At 64.6% G+C, this 16,598-nt stretch carries 17 protein-coding genes; 3 read left to right on the top strand and 14 right to left on the bottom strand.

The features are described 5' to 3' along the window. Positions 1 to 5 precede the first annotated feature (5 nt). Positions 6 to 425, top strand: coding sequence for a DoxX family protein (locus tag GJ699_RS26230; RefSeq protein WP_154381954.1), 420 nt, complete (start codon positions 6 to 8; stop codon positions 423 to 425). Here the strand turns inward: GJ699_RS26230 and GJ699_RS26225 are convergent. From GJ699_RS26225 to GJ699_RS26215, 3 genes are all read right to left on the bottom strand, one after another. Next, entirely contained in the window at positions 413 to 1,480 is a 1,068-nt protein-coding gene (locus GJ699_RS26225) for a porin (protein WP_154381952.1), read from the bottom strand. The two genes, GJ699_RS26230 and GJ699_RS26225, sit on opposite strands and share 13 nt — an antisense overlap. After that, positions 1,477 to 2,850 carry an MFS transporter gene (locus tag GJ699_RS26220; protein ID WP_154381950.1) on the bottom strand — a complete coding sequence of 458 codons (1,374 nt, stop codon included), beginning with the start codon at positions 2,848 to 2,850 and terminating at the stop codon, positions 1,477 to 1,479. Before GJ699_RS26220 ends, GJ699_RS26225 begins: the two co-directional genes overlap by 4 nt. 68 nt (positions 2,851 to 2,918) lie before the next feature. After that, positions 2,919 to 3,857: a 2-hydroxyacid dehydrogenase gene (locus GJ699_RS26215; protein ID WP_154381948.1), complete on the bottom strand. Its 939-nt coding sequence runs from the start codon at positions 3,855 to 3,857 to the stop codon at positions 2,919 to 2,921. Between the two features lie 90 nt (positions 3,858 to 3,947). Between GJ699_RS26215 and GJ699_RS26210 the strand changes: the two genes are divergently transcribed. Continuing rightward, positions 3,948 to 4,862, top strand: coding sequence for a LysR family transcriptional regulator (locus GJ699_RS26210; protein WP_154381946.1), 915 nt, complete (start codon positions 3,948 to 3,950; stop codon positions 4,860 to 4,862). Here the strand turns inward: GJ699_RS26210 and GJ699_RS26205 are convergent. The 6 genes from GJ699_RS26205 to GJ699_RS26180 all read right to left on the bottom strand — a co-directional run bounded on the left by GJ699_RS26205 (position 4,833) and on the right by GJ699_RS26180 (position 11,064). Beyond that, positions 4,833 to 5,780 carry an AEC family transporter gene (locus GJ699_RS26205; RefSeq protein ID WP_154381944.1) on the bottom strand — a complete coding sequence of 316 codons (948 nt, stop codon included), beginning with the start codon at positions 5,778 to 5,780 and terminating at the stop codon, positions 4,833 to 4,835. The two genes, GJ699_RS26210 and GJ699_RS26205, sit on opposite strands and share 30 nt — an antisense overlap. 65 nt (positions 5,781 to 5,845) lie before the next feature. Next, positions 5,846 to 6,073, bottom strand: coding sequence for a hypothetical protein (locus GJ699_RS26200; RefSeq protein WP_154381942.1), 228 nt, complete (start codon positions 6,071 to 6,073; stop codon positions 5,846 to 5,848). A 159-nt stretch (positions 6,074 to 6,232) separates the two neighbouring features. Continuing rightward, entirely contained in the window at positions 6,233 to 6,901 is a 669-nt protein-coding gene (locus GJ699_RS26195) for a TetR/AcrR family transcriptional regulator (RefSeq protein WP_154381940.1), read from the bottom strand. Between the two features lie 32 nt (positions 6,902 to 6,933). Further along, positions 6,934 to 8,358, bottom strand: coding sequence for an efflux transporter outer membrane subunit (locus GJ699_RS26190; RefSeq protein ID WP_154381938.1), 1,425 nt, complete (start codon positions 8,356 to 8,358; stop codon positions 6,934 to 6,936). Between the two features lie 10 nt (positions 8,359 to 8,368). Then, positions 8,369 to 9,940, bottom strand: coding sequence for an MDR family MFS transporter (locus GJ699_RS26185; protein WP_371867674.1), 1,572 nt, complete (start codon positions 9,938 to 9,940; stop codon positions 8,369 to 8,371). Next, positions 9,937 to 11,064 (bottom strand): HlyD family secretion protein, encoded by a 1,128-nt coding sequence (locus GJ699_RS26180; protein ID WP_154381935.1) that lies wholly within the window; start codon positions 11,062 to 11,064, stop codon positions 9,937 to 9,939. The genes GJ699_RS26185 and GJ699_RS26180 overlap by 4 nt, the downstream gene beginning before the upstream one ends. 124 nt (positions 11,065 to 11,188) lie before the next feature. Between GJ699_RS26180 and GJ699_RS26175 the strand changes: the two genes are divergently transcribed. Further along, positions 11,189 to 12,082: a LysR family transcriptional regulator gene (locus GJ699_RS26175; protein ID WP_154381933.1), complete on the top strand. Its 894-nt coding sequence runs from the start codon at positions 11,189 to 11,191 to the stop codon at positions 12,080 to 12,082. Here GJ699_RS26175 and GJ699_RS26170 read toward each other — a convergent pair. From GJ699_RS26170 to GJ699_RS26150, 5 genes are all read right to left on the bottom strand, one after another. Then, on the bottom strand, positions 12,070 to 13,131 hold the full coding sequence (locus GJ699_RS26170) for an AAA family ATPase (RefSeq protein WP_154381931.1): 1,062 nt from the start codon (positions 13,129 to 13,131) through the stop codon (positions 12,070 to 12,072). The genes GJ699_RS26175 and GJ699_RS26170 overlap by 13 nt on opposite strands. Then, positions 13,128 to 14,324 (bottom strand): MFS transporter, encoded by a 1,197-nt coding sequence (locus GJ699_RS26165; protein WP_154381929.1) that lies wholly within the window; start codon positions 14,322 to 14,324, stop codon positions 13,128 to 13,130. Before GJ699_RS26165 ends, GJ699_RS26170 begins: the two co-directional genes overlap by 4 nt. Before the next feature lie 7 nt (positions 14,325 to 14,331). Further along, complete coding sequence (locus tag GJ699_RS26160) at positions 14,332 to 15,381, bottom strand: NAD(P)-dependent alcohol dehydrogenase (RefSeq protein ID WP_154381927.1); 1,050 nt, start codon at positions 15,379 to 15,381, stop codon at positions 14,332 to 14,334. Between the two features lie 114 nt (positions 15,382 to 15,495). Further along, positions 15,496 to 15,915, bottom strand: coding sequence for a (R)-mandelonitrile lyase (locus tag GJ699_RS26155; protein WP_154381925.1), 420 nt, complete (start codon positions 15,913 to 15,915; stop codon positions 15,496 to 15,498). A 2-nt stretch (positions 15,916 to 15,917) separates the two neighbouring features. After that, positions 15,918 to 16,586, bottom strand: a complete 669-nt coding sequence (locus GJ699_RS26150) for a carboxymuconolactone decarboxylase family protein (protein WP_154381923.1) — start codon at positions 16,584 to 16,586, stop codon at positions 15,918 to 15,920. Positions 16,587 to 16,598 lie beyond the last annotated feature (12 nt).

The following is a 16,598-nucleotide window of genomic DNA, read 5'->3' as shown; positions in this document are numbered from 1 at the left end:
TTCACATGTCTGTCCAAAGCTCGTCCAAACCGCTGCGGGTTGCGCTGTGGGTGGCGCAAACGCTGATTTTTATCGCCTTCATCCTGTTCGGCTGCATGAAGCTGTTCCTGCCGGTGCAGCAGCTGGCCAGCATGTGGGTGTGGCCGGGCGAAGTGCCTGAGTGGTTTCTGCGTCTGATGGGCGCGATCGACGTGGCAGGCGGTGTCGGCATCCTGCTGCCGGCCCTGACCCGCATTCAGCCACGTCTGGGCGTGCTGGCCGCGCTAGGCTGCGTAGTGCTGCAGCTCGCGGCCATCATGTTCCACTCTTCGCGTGGCGAATTCGCCGCGCTGCCGCTCAACTTCATCCTGCTGGCACTGGTCAGTTTCATCCTGTGGGGCCGCGGCAGCAAAGCGCCGATCGCCCCACGCGGTCAGAATGTGTGACGCAAGCCGAGGTTGACCGCGCTATCGCCGCTGCCCGCCTCGGCGTTGTTCCCCACCGTGTAGCCGGCGCCGTTCTTGTTGTGGATTTTGGCGTAGGCGGTGTAGACGCTGGTGCGTGCGCTCAACGGATAGACGTAGCCGATCGCATCCTGCCGCGCATCCTGGTTGTAGCCGCTGCGATCATCCTTGTCGATGTGCGAGGCGATCAAACTGCCCCGCCCCAGTGGCATGGTGACGCCGACCAGCAGTTCGCGTGCGTCGGTGGACGGCGTCGGCGCCACGCCGCCATACGGGTTCGAGGTGTTGGCCAGCGTGCCGACGCCATATCCCTTGTCCCGCTCATACGCCGCATACGCCTTGACGATCTTGAAGTCGTAATTGGCCGCCAGGATAGTGTTACTGCCGCTGTCGTGCTGCGCGCCGCCCGCTACATCGCTGTTGCGGTCCAGACGCCCCAGCCGCACCACCAGCGGTCCCTGCTCGTAACCCGCCGCGAAACCGGTCTGGCGGCCAGCGGTGCTGGACCCGGCCTGTTCGCCAAAGGTGTAAGCCGCTTCCGCGCTCCAGCCGCGCAGATTCGGCGTCGCATACTTGACCGTATTGCTGGCGCGGGTGGTGGCGCCGCTGACCGGGAACAGATTGCGCGCCGTGCCAGCATAGCTGGTGGCAAAGGGATCGGCCACGTCGGAAAACACTTTGTAGAACGGCGTGTACTGCCGGCCCAGCGTCAGCGTGCCCCAGGTGGTGCTGCGCAATCCCATCCACGCCTGGCGCTGGAACAGCACACCGGCGCTGTCCTGTTCTCCGGTGTCCGCCTTCACGCCCGACTCCAGCGTGAAGATCGCCGACAGACCGCCGCCCAGATCTTCCACACCGCGCAGGCCAAAGCGCGACACCGAGCCAATACCGCTGGTCAGCTTGGTCAGCGCGCCATTGGCGCCGCCATGTTCGGACACCAGGCCCAAGTCGACGATCCCATACAAGCTCACGTTCGATTGCGCGCCGGCCGCCGTCACCACTGCTGCCAGCGCGGCCGCCATCAGCATCTTTTTCATGCTCGCTCCTTGATGACCAGCCGTTTGAACGGTCCCGCCAGCACGCCATATGCCAGAATGGCCAGCAAGCCGTGCGCACCAACGAACCACAGCGCATTGTTGAACGAGCCGGTGGTGGCCACCACATAACCGATCACGATCGGCGTGACGATGCCGGCGATATTCCCCAAGCCGTTAAACACGCCGCCACACAAACCAGTCATTTCACGCGGCGCGGTATCGGACACCACCGCCCAGCCCACCGCGCCCAGACCCTTGCCAAAGAACGCCAGCGCCATGATGGCGACAACCGCGCTGTTGGTGTCGACAAAATTGGCCGCCACCACACAGCTCGACAAGCCCATGCCCGCCATGAAAGGGATCTTGCGGGCAGTGGAAGCCGACATGCCGCGCCGTATCAGGTAGTCCGACAAGGCACCGCCGATGATACCTCCGGCGAACCCGCAAATCGCCGGCAGCACCGCCACCAGGCCGACCGTCATCACGGTCATGCCACGTCCCTTGATCAGATAAATCGGGAACCAGGTGATGAAGAAGTAGGTCAGCGAGGTAATGCAGTACTGGCCGATGTACACGCCCCACATCATGCGGCTGGTGAACAGCTGCTTCACTTGCGACCATTTCTGTTTCGGCTTGGCGTTCTGCACCGCGTTATCCAGATTGGTCAGCGCGCCGCCAGCCTCGATGAATTGCAGTTCGCCGGCCGACATGCGCGAATGAGTCTTGGGTTCGCCCATCAGCCAGTACCAGCAGGCGGCCAGCGCCAGCCCCAGACAGCCCATGAACACAAACACATGCTGCCAACCGAAGACGTGGGTCAGCCATGCCATCAGCGGTGTAAACAACACCACCGCCAGATACTGCGCGGAGTTGAACAGCGCCGTGGCCAGGCCACGTTCTCCGGTTGGAAACCAGGTCGACACCACGCGCGCATTGCCGGGGAAGGCCGGCGACTCCACCAGCCCGAGGATGAAACGCAGCAGGAACAGCGAGGCCACCGCCATCGCGACACCGGCGCTGAAATGCACAAAGCCCTGCGCCAGCGTGCACAAGGACCACAGCACGATGCTGGCGCCGTATACGCGCTTGGCGCCGTAGCGGTCCAGCAGCCAGCCGCCCGGCACCTGGCCAATCACGTAAGCCCAGGCGAAGGCAGAGAACACGATACCCAGTTGGCTCGGGCTCAGGCCCAGGTCTTTCGACACTGCGGTGCCGGCAATCGACAGCGTGGCGCGGTCGGCGTAGTTAATTACCGTGGCGACGAAGATCAGCGCCAGGATCACATAGCGGAAGCGGCCGGCGCTCGCGGCTCCAGCTGCGGCGGCGGCCTGCTCGACCGCGACCGCTTCCGGTGGGGTGAATCTGCTCATGGTGTCTCCTCCAATGAATGATGAGGCCCGGCCGGTGTTATGTTGTTATGCCGGGCGTTCTGAAACGCTTAGATGGTCACGCTGGTCGGCGGCCGCTGGCCGGCGAAGTACGCGGCCAGGTTATCGAGCACAATCTGGCCCATGTCGCGCCGGGTTTCCTCGGTGGCGCTGGCGCGGTGCGGTTGCAGCACCACGTTCTCCATCGTCCACAACGCGGCCGGCACGCGCGGCTCGTCGACAAACACATCGAGCCCGGCGCCGCCGAGACGCTTCTCTTGCAACGCCAGCACCAGCGCCTGCTCGTCCACCAGCTTGCCGCGCGCGATGTTGATCAACACCCCCTGCGGTCCCAGCGCGTCCAGCACTTCGCTGGTGACGATCACCTTGCCGTCGTTGGCCGACGCGGCCAGCACTAGCACATCGCTGTCGCGCGCCAGTTGCAGCAGGTCGGACACGTAACGGTATGGCACATCGGCATGCTCGCGCCGGTCGACATAAGAGATCGGACAATCGAAGGCGGCGGCGCGTTGCGCAATCGCCCGGCCAACCCGGCCAAAGCCAACGATGCCAACCCGCTTGCCGGAGAATTTATTGGCCAGCGCCAGCGGCTTGCTGCCCCAGTCACCGGCGCGCACGTAACGGTCGCCGGTGCACAGGCCACGCAGCGTGGCGATGGCCAGGCCGATGCCCAGATCAGCCACATCGGCGGTCAGCACGTCCGGCGTGGTGGTGACGTGGATGCCATGCCGGCGCGCATAGCCCAGATCCACCGCATCGGTGCCGATGCCGTTGATGGTGACGATCTTCAGCGCCGGCAAACGCTCCATCAGCGCGGTGCTGATGCCGAGCGCGCCGCCGGTGACCACGGCGACGATGCTGTGCTGGTGCTGGTTCAGATACGCGTTCTGGTCGGCGTGCTGATACAGGCGATGGACGGTGTAGCGCTCGGCAAGCTGGCGGTCCAGCTCCGGCAGCACGGGGGAAATCAATAATACGGCTGGGGGCATGTCATCTCTCCAAAAACGATGAATCGATTATAGGGAGAGGATCGTTTTATTTCTAAGCTATAATGAATATCGATTAATTCAAAAATCGGAATGAATCTCGAATTCAACCAGCTGCGCTGTTTCGTCACCGTGGCCGAGGAATTACACTTCGGCCGCGCCGCCGCGCGCCTGCACATGACGCAACCGCCGTTGACGCGCCACATCCAGCTGCTGGAGCATGCGCTGGGCGTGGCGCTGTTCGAACGCACCAGCCGCAGCGTGAGGCTGACCACCGCTGGCCGCGTGTTCCTGACCGACGCCCGCCGGCTGCTGCAGTTTGCCGAGCAGGCCGCGCAATCGGCGCGCCAGTTCGGCACCGGCGCGGCCGGCAAGATCACCATCGGCTTTACCGCCGTCTCGGGGTATGAATTGATACCGTCGCTGATTGCCAGCGCCAGCGAGCAGCTGCCGGGGATTACGCTGCTGTTGAAGGAGATGGTGTCGGTGGGCCAGTTTGCCGCGCTGGAGGCGGGCACCATCGACCTTGGCTTCGTACGGCCGCTGAACACCGCCAGCGAACTGTCGTTCCAGTTGATCGCGCGCGAGCCGCTGCTGTTGGCGATGCCGGAGCGGCATCCGCTGCTGGCGCACAGCCAAGTGGCGCTGACCGAATTGCATCGGCAACGCTTCATCATGTACTCGCCAGACGAAGGCAAATACTTCCATGATTTGATCCACGCCCTGCTGCATGCGCCGCGCGTGGTACCCAATTATGTGCAGCACATCAGCCAGACCCACAGCATCATCGGCCTGGTGCGGGCCGGCATGGGAATCGCGATCGTGCCCGCCTCCGCTCAGCACTTCAACGTACAAGGCGTCGCCTTCCGCGAACTGGCCGACGCCACCGCCTACGCCGAGTTATACATGGCCTGGCGCCCCGACCACCGCAACCCGGCGCTGGACGCCCTGCTCGGCTTCGCGTCCAGTCACTTCAGCTCAGTGCAGCAACCACATCCAGCCGCTTAGCGTGAAGAAGGAGGTCACCATGCAGATCAGCAGCGCGGTGGCGGCGCGGTCGGCCTCGCCGTAGGCTTGGCCGATGATGGGATAGATGCTCAGCATCGGCATCGCCGCCATCAGCAAGGCGGCGGCGCGCAGTTGCGGTTCCATCGGCGCGACGCCGACCAGCGGCAGCAACGCGGCGATCAGCAGCACCGCCAGCGGATGGCCGATCAACTTGCCCGCCACCTGTGGCACCACGCGCTGCCAGCCGGAGCTCAGAGACAGCCCGACCAGCATGCCGCCGATGGCAAACAGCGACAGGCCACCACTGGCACGCGCGAACAGGTCCACCGTGCGCAGCACCGGCTGCGGCAGCGCCAGTTCGCTCAGGCTGACCGCCATGCCGGCCACCACTGCCAGCACCAGCGGATTGCGCATCAGCCGCTGTGCCGATTGACGCAGCAACTGCGGCCAGGTACCGCCACCGCCATCGCGGCCATGTTCGGCCATCGCCAGCAGCAGCGGCAGCATGATCAGATTCTCGATCAGCACATTCATGCCCAGCGCCACACCGGCCACCGGCGCCACCATCAACATCAGGATCGGGAAGCCGATAAAGCTGCTGTTGGAGCAGCACATGCCCATCGCCAGGAAGGTGCTGCGGGTGACGCCCAGACCGAGCGCGCGACGGCCGGCCTGAAAGGCCAGCGCCAGCACCAGCAGCGAGCCGCCCAGATAGGACAGCAGATAAGCCGGATGCAGAATGTCGCTGATATGCCGCTGCGACAGCGCATTGAAGATCAGCGCCGGCAACGCCAGGTTAAACACAAATTTGCCGAACACCTGCATATCGGTGCGGGCAAACAGGCCAAAGCGGGTGGCGGCATAGCCGGCCAACACCACCAGGTAGATCGGGCCGGTGATCGCCAAGATTTCAAGCATGCCGTTGATTCTGAACTCCGCAGTAATTGGTGAAGAGCCGTCATCTTATGCGATTACTTGCAATTCTACAAACCACTACGGCTACCAGCGGAGCGCATCCTTTCTGCTGCCACCGTCTCACGGATGCAGGCATGCCATTCACCCAACATGGCAGCGTCCGCAGGGCGACCATCTGACAGATGGCCCATACTTCCCAACAGCGCACCGACATCATCGGATCCGGTTAGTTCATAGTATTTTTCAAGAAACCTGAACATCGCCTTGTAGGCCAGTTCCTCAGTTATCCCATCCATGATCGCCCTCCGTAAAGATCCGCGGTGGCATATTCACCCCGCCATTAATTATCCGCTCACCACGAATTTCTGCCCATAGTTGCGTGCCATCGGGCTCCAATCGCGCATGCCAGAAGTTTGATCCGGGCCAAATGCGACAACAATTAGAACGGGCGGATTTCAAGCATGCCGGCGCGCCTGTTCTACCGCCACCATGGCGCAGGCATAGCGGGTCAGGCGGGCGATCCAGGCGTCCAGCCCGGCCGGGGTGTCGAATAGTGGATCGCTCTTGCACAGATGTTCGCGACCGATGATCAGCGATGCGGTCAAGGCGCGAATCGCGATGCCCAGTGCGATCAGCTCCGGGTCCGAGTGCGGCACCTGCAGCACGCGCGCCAGCACGTCGAGCAGTCGCTGCTCCTGCTCGGCCTTGTAGCGCTCGTCCTCCAGCAGGCCAGTCGGCTCAAAGCTTTCGCGCATGCGCAGCCGCACGCTGAGGCGGATCGCCTCGCCGCCGCTCAGCGGCACCATCCGGCGGATGGTGAAACGCCGTAGCGCCTCCTCGATCGGCAGGCCGGGCGCGTCAAACGGCTCGGTTTCGTGCAGCAGATATTCCTGTACCGGCTCATACAACGCGGCGCGATACAAGCTGGCCTTGTCGCCGAAGTAGTAGCGGATCGCGGCGCTGTTAACGCCCGCCTCGGCGGCGATGTCGCGCACCGAGGTGGTGTGATAGCCCTTGGCGACGAACAGCTTCAGCGCGGCGAACAGTATCCGTTCACGCGCCTGTGCGCCATCTGTGCGCAGCTTGCGCGCGCCTGCGCCGGCAGCGGCTTGTTCCTCACTCATGGTCCATCAATCTGCAGTTAGTAAAACCGCTATTATAAAGAACCCTTCCATCCCAGGCCCAGTGCCTTCTGCAGCGCGATGAAATCGCCGGTCAATGCGGCCTGCGCCTGCGCCAGATTCTGCTCGGCGCCTAGCTGCTGGCGTTCGGCGTCCAGCACGTCGATCATGTTGGCGGTACCAGCCCGCTGGCGTGCCGTGGTGAGCGACGCGGCGCGGTCGGCGCTAGCCTTGGCGCGGGCGATGGTGGCCACCGTGGTGCGCTGCTGGCGGAAGCGCGACAGCGCATCCTCGGCATCGCGCAGCGCACCCAGCACGGTGACGCGGTACTGCGCCTCGGCCTCGTCACGCGCCCCCTCGCTCTGCTCGATGTTGGCGCTGATGCGGCCAAAGTCGAGGAAATTCCAGCTCAGTTGCGGTGCCGCGATGGCGGCAAAATCATCCAGGTGGGTCAGATCGCTGACGCGGGTGCCGCCAATGCCGATCAAGCCCATTAGCGACAGTTTGGGGAAGCGTGCCGCCTGCGCCTGGCCGATTTGCGCCTGGCGCTGCGCCAGCGTGCGCTCGGCGGCGCGGATGTCGGGCCGGCGCCGCAGCAGCGCGGCCGGATCGCCCACCGTCACCGCAGCCGGCGGCAACGGCACCGTGGCGGCGCTGCTGGTAGCCTGCGCCAGCTCCGCATCCAACGCGCCCGGCGCTTGGCCGACCAGCATCGCCAGCTCGTCGCGATACGCGTCCAGTTGCGCCTCCAGCGGCTCGGCCTGCGAACGGGTGGATTCCAGCTGCCCTTGCAGGCGCGCCAAATCCAGCTCGGACGCGGTGCCGGCCTGCGCGCGGCGCTGTGCCAGTTCCAGCGCGCGCTGCTGGCGTTCAATGGCGGCTTGGCTCAACGCCAGCTGCGCCTGCGTCGAACGCAGATTGACGTAAGCCTGCGCCACTTCCGCCACCAGACTGAGTTGAGCATCGGCCAGCCGTGCCTCCGCCGCTTCAGCGGCCGCGCCGGCGGCTTCGGTGGCACGTCGCTGGCCGCCGAACAAATCGACTTCCCAAGTGGCGTCAAAGCCCACGCTATACAGGTTGAGCGACGACGGCAGCACGGAGTCCTCGCCGCCGGAACTCGGCAGATGCGCATGCGCGGCCAGCGCGGTGGCACCACCTTTAGGCCGGCCGTTGGCCTGCTCGGTGTGCAACGAAGCGCGTGCCTGCCGCAAGCGCGCCGCCGTCAACGCCAGATTCGGATTGGCGTCCAGCGCGCGCTGCACCAGCGCGTCCAGTTGCGGATCGTTGAACGCGGTCCACCACTGCGCCAACGCCTTGCCCTCGGCGGGAGTGTTGGCCGCATCGGCGCGTGCGAATTTATCTGCCTGCGGCGTGGCCGGCGGACCGGCATAGTCGGTGCCCACGGTGGTGCAGCCGCCCAATGCAGCCAGCAGCGCCAACGGAATAAAACGTAATTTCATCAAATTCTCCTTAATGCCCCGCCTGCGGCGCGGCATGTCTGTCCAGTGGACGCAGGAACAGCACCAGCGGAATCACGCAGCAGATGCCGACCGCCAGTATCCAGAACAGGTCGATATAAGTCATGGTCAGCGCCTGCATCTGAATGGTGCCGTTCAGGCTTTGCAACGCTTGCGGCACGCCGCCCAACGCGTGCGCCTGTGCCGCCACATAATCCTGCACACCGCCACGGTTGGCGTTCAGCGTTTCCTCCAGCCGGCGCTGATGGAACCACAACCGCTGGTCCTGCACCACCGCCACCCCGGCCAGCGCCAACGAGCCGCCCATATTGCGCGCCGCGTTGAACAGGCCGGACGCATCGGCCGCGAACTCGCGGCTCACCGACTGAATCGCGGCCTGGCTGAGGAACATCATCGCGAAGATGGTGCCGAGGCCGCGCATCAGCTGCGACGGAATGAACTCGGCACCGGACGATAGCGCGGTCAGATCGGTTTCCATATAAGCGCTGATGGCCAGCACCGACAACCCGAAGCCTACCGCCACACGGATGTCGAACTTGCGGAACAAGATCGGTATCAATGGCATCATCAGCAAACTCGGTACGCCGGATAGCGCCACGATCTCGCCCGACTGTATCGAGTTATAGCCGGACACCGTGGCCAGGAACTGCGGAATCACATACGAGGTGCCATACACCACCATGCCGATCATGGTCCCCATCACCACCACGCTGCCGAACTGACGGCTAAGCAGCAGCTTGAGACGGATCACCGGCCGCTTGGCCGTCATCTGCCCGATCATCATCAGCACAAAGCCGCTCAACGACAGCAAGGATAGCCACACAATCAGGCTGGAAGAGAACCACTGCTCGCGCTGTCCTTCTTCCAGCACCACCGTCAGCCCTCCAAGGAAACAGGCCAGGCCAACGATGCCGGCCCAATCCGCCTCCGCCAATTGCTGCATGCGCGGCTTCTCATACGGCAAACCAACCAGCAGCAGCACCATCAGCCCGGCGCAGATTGGAATATTGAGGAAGAACGCATAGTGCCAGCTCAGATGCTCGGTCAGCCAGCCGCCGATCAGCGGCCCAATCACCGGTCCCAGAATCGCGGTCGCGCCAAACATCGCCGTGCCAATCGCCTGCTGGTGGCGCGGCAAACGGGTAGCGATAATCGTCTGCGCGGTCGGGATCATGGCGCCGCCGGTGATGCCCTGCCCCACGCGGCCGACGATCATCATGCCCAGCGAGGTAGACATCCCGCACATCACCGAGAACGCGGTGAACAGCGCCGCCGCCACCAGCAAAAAGGTGCGCAGGCCGAACACCCGTTCCAGCCAGCCGCACAACGGAATGATGACAATCTCCGCCACCAGATAACCGGTGGCGATCCAGGTGCCCTCGGTGCCACTGGCGCCGATCTCGCCCTGAATCGTGGGCAGCGATGAGTTGACGATGGAGATATCCAGCGTCGCCATCAGCGCGCCCAACGTGCCGGCGGCCACCGCCAGCCACGCGGCAGCGTCAGCGCGTTCGGGCTCCTTGCGGACCGGCGCAGGTGGCGCGGTCTTGGCCTGCTCGCTCACTTGCGGGCCTCTTCATGCTCGCGGATCTGCTGCACCGCGTCCTTGGCGTTGGTGGTGTCCACTTCCACCTTCAGCGACAGGCCGGGCACCAGCACGCGACGCGTTTCCGGGCCGGCGTCAATCGCAATCCGCACCGGCACGCGCTGGACGATCTTGGTGAAGTTACCGGTCGCGTTCTGCGGCGGCAGCAGCGAGAACTGCGCGCCGGTGCCGGGTGCCAGGCTATCCACGTGACCGCGCAGCTTCAGGCCCGGCAAGGCATCCACCTTGATCTCGACCGGCTGGCCGACGCGCATGCGGCCGATCTGGGTTTCCTTGAAATTGGCGGCGATGTACAGCGTATCCAGCGGCACGATCGACATCAGACGCGTGCCCGGCTGCACGAACTGACCGAGGCGCACCGTCAGGTCACCAATGCGGCCGGCCACGCTGGCGATGGGCTGGGTCGATTCCAGATTGACTTCCGCCGTTTTCAGCTGGGCGCGCGAGCTGCCCGATTGCGCTTCGGCCTGACGCACCTGCGCCTGCAACGAAGCGATGCGCTTCTCGGCATTGTCCAGCGCCGCCTGCTGGGCCGCGACCTGGCGTGCCGACTGGTCGGCCTGATTGCGGCGCGTGGCCAGCGCTTCGGCGTTTTCGGCGCCGATTTCCACCAGCGGCGCATAGCGTTCCACCTCGCGCTTGGAGAAAGCGGCGCTGTCGCGCGCCGATGCCAGTTGCGCGCGCATCTGCGCCACCGTCGATTGCTGCTCGTCGATCTGGGCCCGCACCGCGTCGGCGTTGGCCTTGGCCACCTCGATCTGCGCCTGGTATTGCTCGGCCTGAGCGTCATAGTCGCGCGCGTCGATGCGCACCAGCGGCTGGCCAGCCTTCACGTCCTGGTTTTCCTTGACCAGCACCTGTGCGACATAACCGCCCACCTTGGGCGACACTGTCACATCGTCGGCGCGCAGGTAGGCGTCATCGGTCTCCTCGTAGTATTGACCCACGAAGTGGTGATACAGGAACCAACCGCCGCCCAGCAGCACCGCCAGCGCCCCCAGCACGCTCATCACGCCGCGCACCGAGCGCTTCTTCGCCGGCGCCTCGGCCTGGCCGTTGTCTTTTTGTCCTTCTTCGCTCATACCGTCCTCTATCGTCAGAAATTCACACAAACGTGTTAATTCACACGATTGTATAATCTTTGTCGAAATCCTGCCAGATGCCCGGCTCGTGTATGATTTCGCCATCTTTTTTGGAACCCACTGGATGGCACGCGACAACATCAACGACATACTCGTGTTCCTGGCCGTGGCCAGAGAGCGCAGCTTCACCCGCGCCGCCGCCAAGTTGGGCATGACGCAATCGGCGCTGAGCCACATCATTCGCGGACTGGAAAGCCGGCTTGGCGTGCGCCTGCTGACGCGCACCACCCGCAGCGTCTCGCCCACCGAAGCTGGTGAACGGCTGTTGCAAAATGTCGCGCCAAGGCTGGAGGAAATCGAGGCCGAGATCACCGCCATCAGCGACCTCGGAGACAAGCCGGCCGGCACGGTGCGCATCACCGCCATCGACCACACGGTCGACACCGTGCTGTGGCCGCGCATCGCACCGCTGCTGCGTGAATATCCCGATTTGAATGTGGAAATCAGCTCGGAATACCGGCTGGTGGACATCGCCGCCGAAAGCTACGACATCGGCGTGCGCCATGGCGACCAGGTGGAAAAGGACATGATCGCGGTGCGCCTGACCGCCGATGTGCCAATGCTGATCGTTGCCGCGCCCAGCTACCTCGCGCAGCGTGCCGCGCCCACCACACTGCAGGAACTGCTGCGCCATAACTGCATCGTACTGCGCCTGCCCAGCAGCGGCGGCACCTATGCGTGGGAACTACTGGATCAGGGCAAGCCAGTCGAAGCGCGGGTGCGCGGCCAAGCCATGTTCACCAGCGTCTATCCGATGCTGGACGCGGCACTGGCCGGCTGCGGGCTGGCGTTTCTGCCGGAGAGCATGGTGGCCGAACATATACACGCCGGCCGGCTGACGGCCGTTATGCGCGACTGCTGCCCGGCCTTCGCCGGCCTGCACGCCTTCTACCCGAGCCGCCGCAACTCCTCGCGCGCACTGGCGCTGGTGATCGAAGCGATTCGCTACAAGGAATAAGCCTGGCCGCCGTCAGGTGGCGCCCCGCCCTCGCGCACATACTGCCGCATTTGCATCACCGCCATCGCGCTGGCATTGCTGCGCGTGGTGACCGATAAATACAACGCCGCCTGCGCCAACGCCAGATGCGCATCGGCCGTGCCGTCGCGCTGCCAGCTCTCAGCCGCCAGCTCCACCATGCGCAGCGCGCGCGGATCGGCCAGGCCGACATCGTCCCAGGCCATCGCCGTCAGGCGTCGCAGCAGATAGCGCGGATCGGTGCCGCTATCGAGCATGCGTGCCAGCCAGTAGAGCGCCGCATCCGGATTCGAACCGCGCACCGATTTATGCAGCGCCGAGATCTGATCGTAGAACTGGTCGCCGCCCTTGTCGAAGCGCCTGCCCTGCTGGTTCAGCGCCTGCGTCACAAACGCCGCGTCGACGCTGGTGATGCCGGCGGCATCGGCGGCGGCGCCGGTCTGTTGCAGCAGATTGAGACAACGCCGTCCATCGCCATCGGCCCACGCGGCCAGCCTGGCAATCGCCTCGGCATCAAAGCATAAATGCGCCAGCGCGCGCCGCATGGCACGCTCCAGCAGAAGGCGCAGATCATGCTCATCGAGCGGCCACAGCACGTGCACGCGCAAACGCGCCAGCAGCGCAGGCGCCAATGCAAAGGAGGGATTTTCAGTGGTGGCCGCAATCAGCAGCGTGGCCGGCGACAAGGCTGACAGTAGCATGGCCTGGCGCGTGCGATCCAGGCGGTGAACTTCATCGATGAACAGCACCGTGCGCTGGCCGGCGGCCTGACGTTCCTGGGCGCGCTGTAGCGCGGCGCGCAGCTCTTGCTGGCTGCTCAGCACCGCCGGCACAGCCAACAACTCACCGCCGCCCGCCGCAGCCAGCAGCCGCGCCAGCGTAGTCTTGCCGACGCCGGGCGGTCCCCACAGCAGCATCGAATGCAGCGGCCGACGCAGCGCTCCACCCGCCGCCAGCAAATGACGCTGGCCGAGCACCTCATCCAGCGTGCGCGGACGAAGCAGCTCGGCCAGCGGTGCGAACGCCGTCAAGCGGCAGCCTGCCGGCTGGCGCGTGCCGTCATGATTGCCATGACGGCGGCGATCATCAGCCCCCCCGCGCTCAGCTCAAACGTGGCGCGGTAGCCGCTGGCGTCGAACATCAAGCCGCCCAGCGTGGCGCCCAGCATAATGGCCAGCTGCACCACGGCGACAATCAAACCGCCGCCGGCTTCGGCATCATCCGGCAAGGTGCGCGCCAGCCAGGTCCACCAGCCGACCGGTGCTGACGTGCCAACCAGCCCCCATACCGCCAACAGCAACGCCACCGCCGCCGTCAATTGGCCGAAGGCCATCAGCGCCAGCGCGATCGCCGCCATCAGCAATGGCGTGATGATCAGCGTGCGGTACAAGCCCTCTTTTAAAAAGCCGCCAATCAGCGTGGTGCCGACAAAACCTGCTACGCCCATCAACAGCAGCATCAGCGACAGGCCGGCGGCATCCAGCCGCGTCACGCCTTCCAGGAACGGCCGCAGATAGGTGAACAGCGCAAACTGCCCCATGAAGAACAGGCTGACCGCCAGCATGCCGTAGGCAACCACCGGCCGCGCCAGCAGGCGGAACACATTGCCCCCTTGAGCGGCCTCGCTGCGCATGGCCGGCAGACTGGCGAGCTTCCAGACCAAGGCCAGCGCCGCCATCGGCACCACGCAGAAGAACGCGCCGCGCCAGCCGATCAGCGTGCCGAGGAAGCTGCCCAGCGGCGCCGCGATCACCGTCGCCAACGCATTGCCGCCGTTGACGATGGCCAGCGCGCGCGGCACCTGCTGATCCGGCACCAGGCGCATTGCGACCGCCGCCGACATCGACCAGAAGCCGCCGATTGCCACCCCGATCAGCGCGCGGCCGACCATGAACACGAAGTAGTTGGGCGCAAACGCCACCACCGTGCCGGAGACAATCATCAGCAAGGTCATGGCCAGTAGCAGCACCTTGCGGTCCAGCCGTCCGGCCAGGCGGCTGATGCACAGGCTAGTCAGCAGCGCAAACGCGCCGGAGATCGCAATCGCCTGGCCAGCCTGGCCTTCCGTGATGTGCAGGTCGGCGGCGATAGGCGTCAGCAGGCTGACCGGCATGAACTCCGACGCCACCAGCACAAACGCCCCCAGCGCCATCGCCAGTACCGCGCCCCAGGCAGCAGGCTGCCCCGCCCTGTTGTCCACAGAGCTCAGTACATTGCTTTGCATAGGAATCTCAGGCGGCCAGCGTCGCGCTGTCGATCACGAAGCGGTATTTGACATCGCCCTTGAGCATGCGCTCGTAGGCGGCGTTGATATCCTCGGCGCGGATCATTTCGATGTCAGCCACGATGCCATGCTGGGCGCAGAAGTCCAGCATTTCCTGGGTTTCCGGGATCCCGCCGATCATCGAGCCGGCAATCGCGCGGCGCTTGCCAATCAGATTGAACACCGCCGGCGACGGATGCGGTTCGGCCGGCACGCCCACCAGCGTCATGGTGCCATCGCGCTTCAGCAGCGTGACGAAAGCGTCCAGATCGTGCGGCGCCGCCACCGTGTTGATAATCAGATCCAGGCTGCTGGCATGCTTGGCCATGGCGGCGGCATCCTTCGACACCACCACTTCATGCGCGCCCAGCGCCTCCGCATCCTGACGCTTGGACTCGGAGGTAGTGAACGCCACCACATGCGCGCCCATCGCGCGCGCCAGCTTGATGCCCATGTGACCGAGACCGCCGATGCCGACGATGCCAACCTTCTTGCCCGGTCCCACGTTCCAGTGGCGCAGCGGCGAATAGGTGGTGATGCCGGCGCATAGCAGCGGCGCAACGGCGGCCAACTGCTGCTCCGGATGGCTGACGCGCAGCACATAACGCTCATGCACCACGATTTGCTCGGCGTAGCCGCCCAGCGTGTGGCCCGGCGCGTCGGCGGTCGGGAAGTTGTAGGTGCCGGTCATATTGTCGCAATAGTTTTCCAGGCCCGCATCGCACTCTTCGCAATGCTGGCAGCTGTCGACCAGACAGCCAACGCCCACCAGATCACCGACCTTGAAGCCGCTGACATGGCCGCCCAGCGCCGACACGCGACCAACAATCTCGTGACCCGGCACACAAGGGAACACGGTGCCTGCCCATTCCGAGCGCACGGTGTGCAGATCCGAGTGGCATACGCCGCAGAAGGCGATGTCGATCTGCACGTCATGCGCGCCCGGCGCGCGGCGGGTGATGTCCATCGAGACGAGGGCTTGGTCAGCGGCGTGAGCGCCGTAGGCTTTGACAGTCATGGGTATTCCTTTCATTACTTGAGGCGAGCATGATAACGGCGGAACGGGCACAAAAACGGGCCGGAATTTGCATGGCCTTATGACGCCCATTCATAGATCCATGATCGGAATCACTTAATGCGCGTGCACTTCGCCTAGTGGACTCAGATAATCCTCATCGCGAACCTTGTCCAGCCAGACCACCGCCACGCCATCCAGCGATTCCTGCACCGCGATGTGCGTCATGGCCGTGGTGGCGGTGGCGCCGTGCCAGTGCTTGTGGCCGGGCGGGCACCAGATCACATCACCGGCGCGAATTTCCACCTTGGCCTCGCCCTCGCATTGGGTCCAGCCACAGCCAGCGGTGACGATCAGGATCTGCCCCAGCGGATGCGTATGCCAGGCCGAGCGCGCGCCCGGCTCGAAGGTCACGCTGGCGGCCGACACCCGCGCCGGCGCGCTGGCCGAATGATGCGGATCGATGCGGACGGTGCCGGTGAAGTATTGTTCCGGTCCTTTGACCGATGGCTGTGAACCTGCTCGTTTGAGTTCCATGATTATTCCTTTCGTTTAGCGAAGACGTCTTTAAATACCGGCATGGCGGAGAACACGTGAGGCCAGCCGGCATAGAAGGCCAACTGAGTCAGCATCTCGCCGGCTTCGGCCTCGGAGAGACCGTTATCCATGGCGCGGTTGAGGTGATAGGTGATCTGCGCCACTTGGCCCGAGGCCACCAGCGCACTGACCGTGACCATGCTGCGATCGCGCGGCGCCAGGCCGGGTCGTAGCCACAGATCGCGGAACAGCGCCTCGGTGGTGTACTTGACCACGCCCGGCGCCACTTGGCCGAAGTTCTGTTCCACCATGCTGGCGCGCGCCGCTTCCGTTGCCTGGTCCAACGGCAGCAGCGGCACCTTCGCGGCCGGCAGTTGCTCCGTGCTGATATCGCGCTCAGCGAATACCGTCTGCGCGACGCGCGCGGCTGCGCTGGCATTCGGCCAGCCAGAGTAGAACGCCAGATGGGTAATGACTTCTGCCACTTCGCCCGGCTTGACGCCGTTGTCCATAGCGAGATTCAGATAGAACGGCAGCTCCTGCGACTGATTGCGGGCGATCAGCGTCGCCACGGTGACGATGCCGCGATCGCGCGGCGACAGGCCGGGGCGCTGCCACACATCGCCCAGCAGCAGCTCGTTGGTGTAATGTTCAAATGCGGGGATAGACATCGGACTCTCCTT

Source organism: Duganella guangzhouensis (genome assembly GCF_009674535.1).
Lineage (GTDB): Bacteria > Pseudomonadota > Gammaproteobacteria > Burkholderiales > Burkholderiaceae_D > Rugamonas > Rugamonas guangzhouensis.
This window is presented reverse-complemented; position numbering and strand designations above follow the sequence as displayed.

What these genes read in the sequence shown, in the direction of transcription:
- GJ699_RS26225 (WP_154381952.1), bottom strand. Translation starts at nt 1,480, where the DNA reads ATGAAAAAGATGCTGATGGCGGCCGCGCTGGCAGCAGTGGTGACGGCG.
- GJ699_RS26230 (WP_154381954.1), top strand. Translation starts at nt 6, where the DNA reads ATGTCTGTCCAAAGCTCGTCCAAACCGCTGCGGGTTGCGCTGTGGGTG.
- GJ699_RS26195 (WP_154381940.1), bottom strand. Translation starts at nt 6,901, where the DNA reads ATGAGTGAGGAACAAGCCGCTGCCGGCGCAGGCGCGCGCAAGCTGCGC.
- GJ699_RS26150 (WP_154381923.1), bottom strand. Translation starts at nt 16,586, where the DNA reads ATGTCTATCCCCGCATTTGAACATTACACCAACGAGCTGCTGCTGGGC.
- GJ699_RS26175 (WP_154381933.1), top strand. Translation starts at nt 11,189, where the DNA reads ATGGCACGCGACAACATCAACGACATACTCGTGTTCCTGGCCGTGGCC.
- GJ699_RS26220 (WP_154381950.1), bottom strand. Translation starts at nt 2,850, where the DNA reads ATGAGCAGATTCACCCCACCGGAAGCGGTCGCGGTCGAGCAGGCCGCC.
- GJ699_RS26190 (WP_154381938.1), bottom strand. Translation starts at nt 8,358, where the DNA reads ATGAAATTACGTTTTATTCCGTTGGCGCTGCTGGCTGCATTGGGCGGC.
- GJ699_RS26200 (WP_154381942.1), bottom strand. Translation starts at nt 6,073, where the DNA reads ATGGATGGGATAACTGAGGAACTGGCCTACAAGGCGATGTTCAGGTTT.
- GJ699_RS26180 (WP_154381935.1), bottom strand. Translation starts at nt 11,064, where the DNA reads ATGAGCGAAGAAGGACAAAAAGACAACGGCCAGGCCGAGGCGCCGGCG.
- GJ699_RS26165 (WP_154381929.1), bottom strand. Translation starts at nt 14,324, where the DNA reads ATGCAAAGCAATGTACTGAGCTCTGTGGACAACAGGGCGGGGCAGCCT.
- GJ699_RS26205 (WP_154381944.1), bottom strand. Translation starts at nt 5,780, where the DNA reads ATGCTTGAAATCTTGGCGATCACCGGCCCGATCTACCTGGTGGTGTTG.
- GJ699_RS26210 (WP_154381946.1), top strand. Translation starts at nt 3,948, where the DNA reads ATGAATCTCGAATTCAACCAGCTGCGCTGTTTCGTCACCGTGGCCGAG.
- GJ699_RS26215 (WP_154381948.1), bottom strand. Translation starts at nt 3,857, where the DNA reads ATGCCCCCAGCCGTATTATTGATTTCCCCCGTGCTGCCGGAGCTGGAC.
- GJ699_RS26155 (WP_154381925.1), bottom strand. Translation starts at nt 15,915, where the DNA reads ATGGAACTCAAACGAGCAGGTTCACAGCCATCGGTCAAAGGACCGGAA.
- GJ699_RS26160 (WP_154381927.1), bottom strand. Translation starts at nt 15,381, where the DNA reads ATGACTGTCAAAGCCTACGGCGCTCACGCCGCTGACCAAGCCCTCGTC.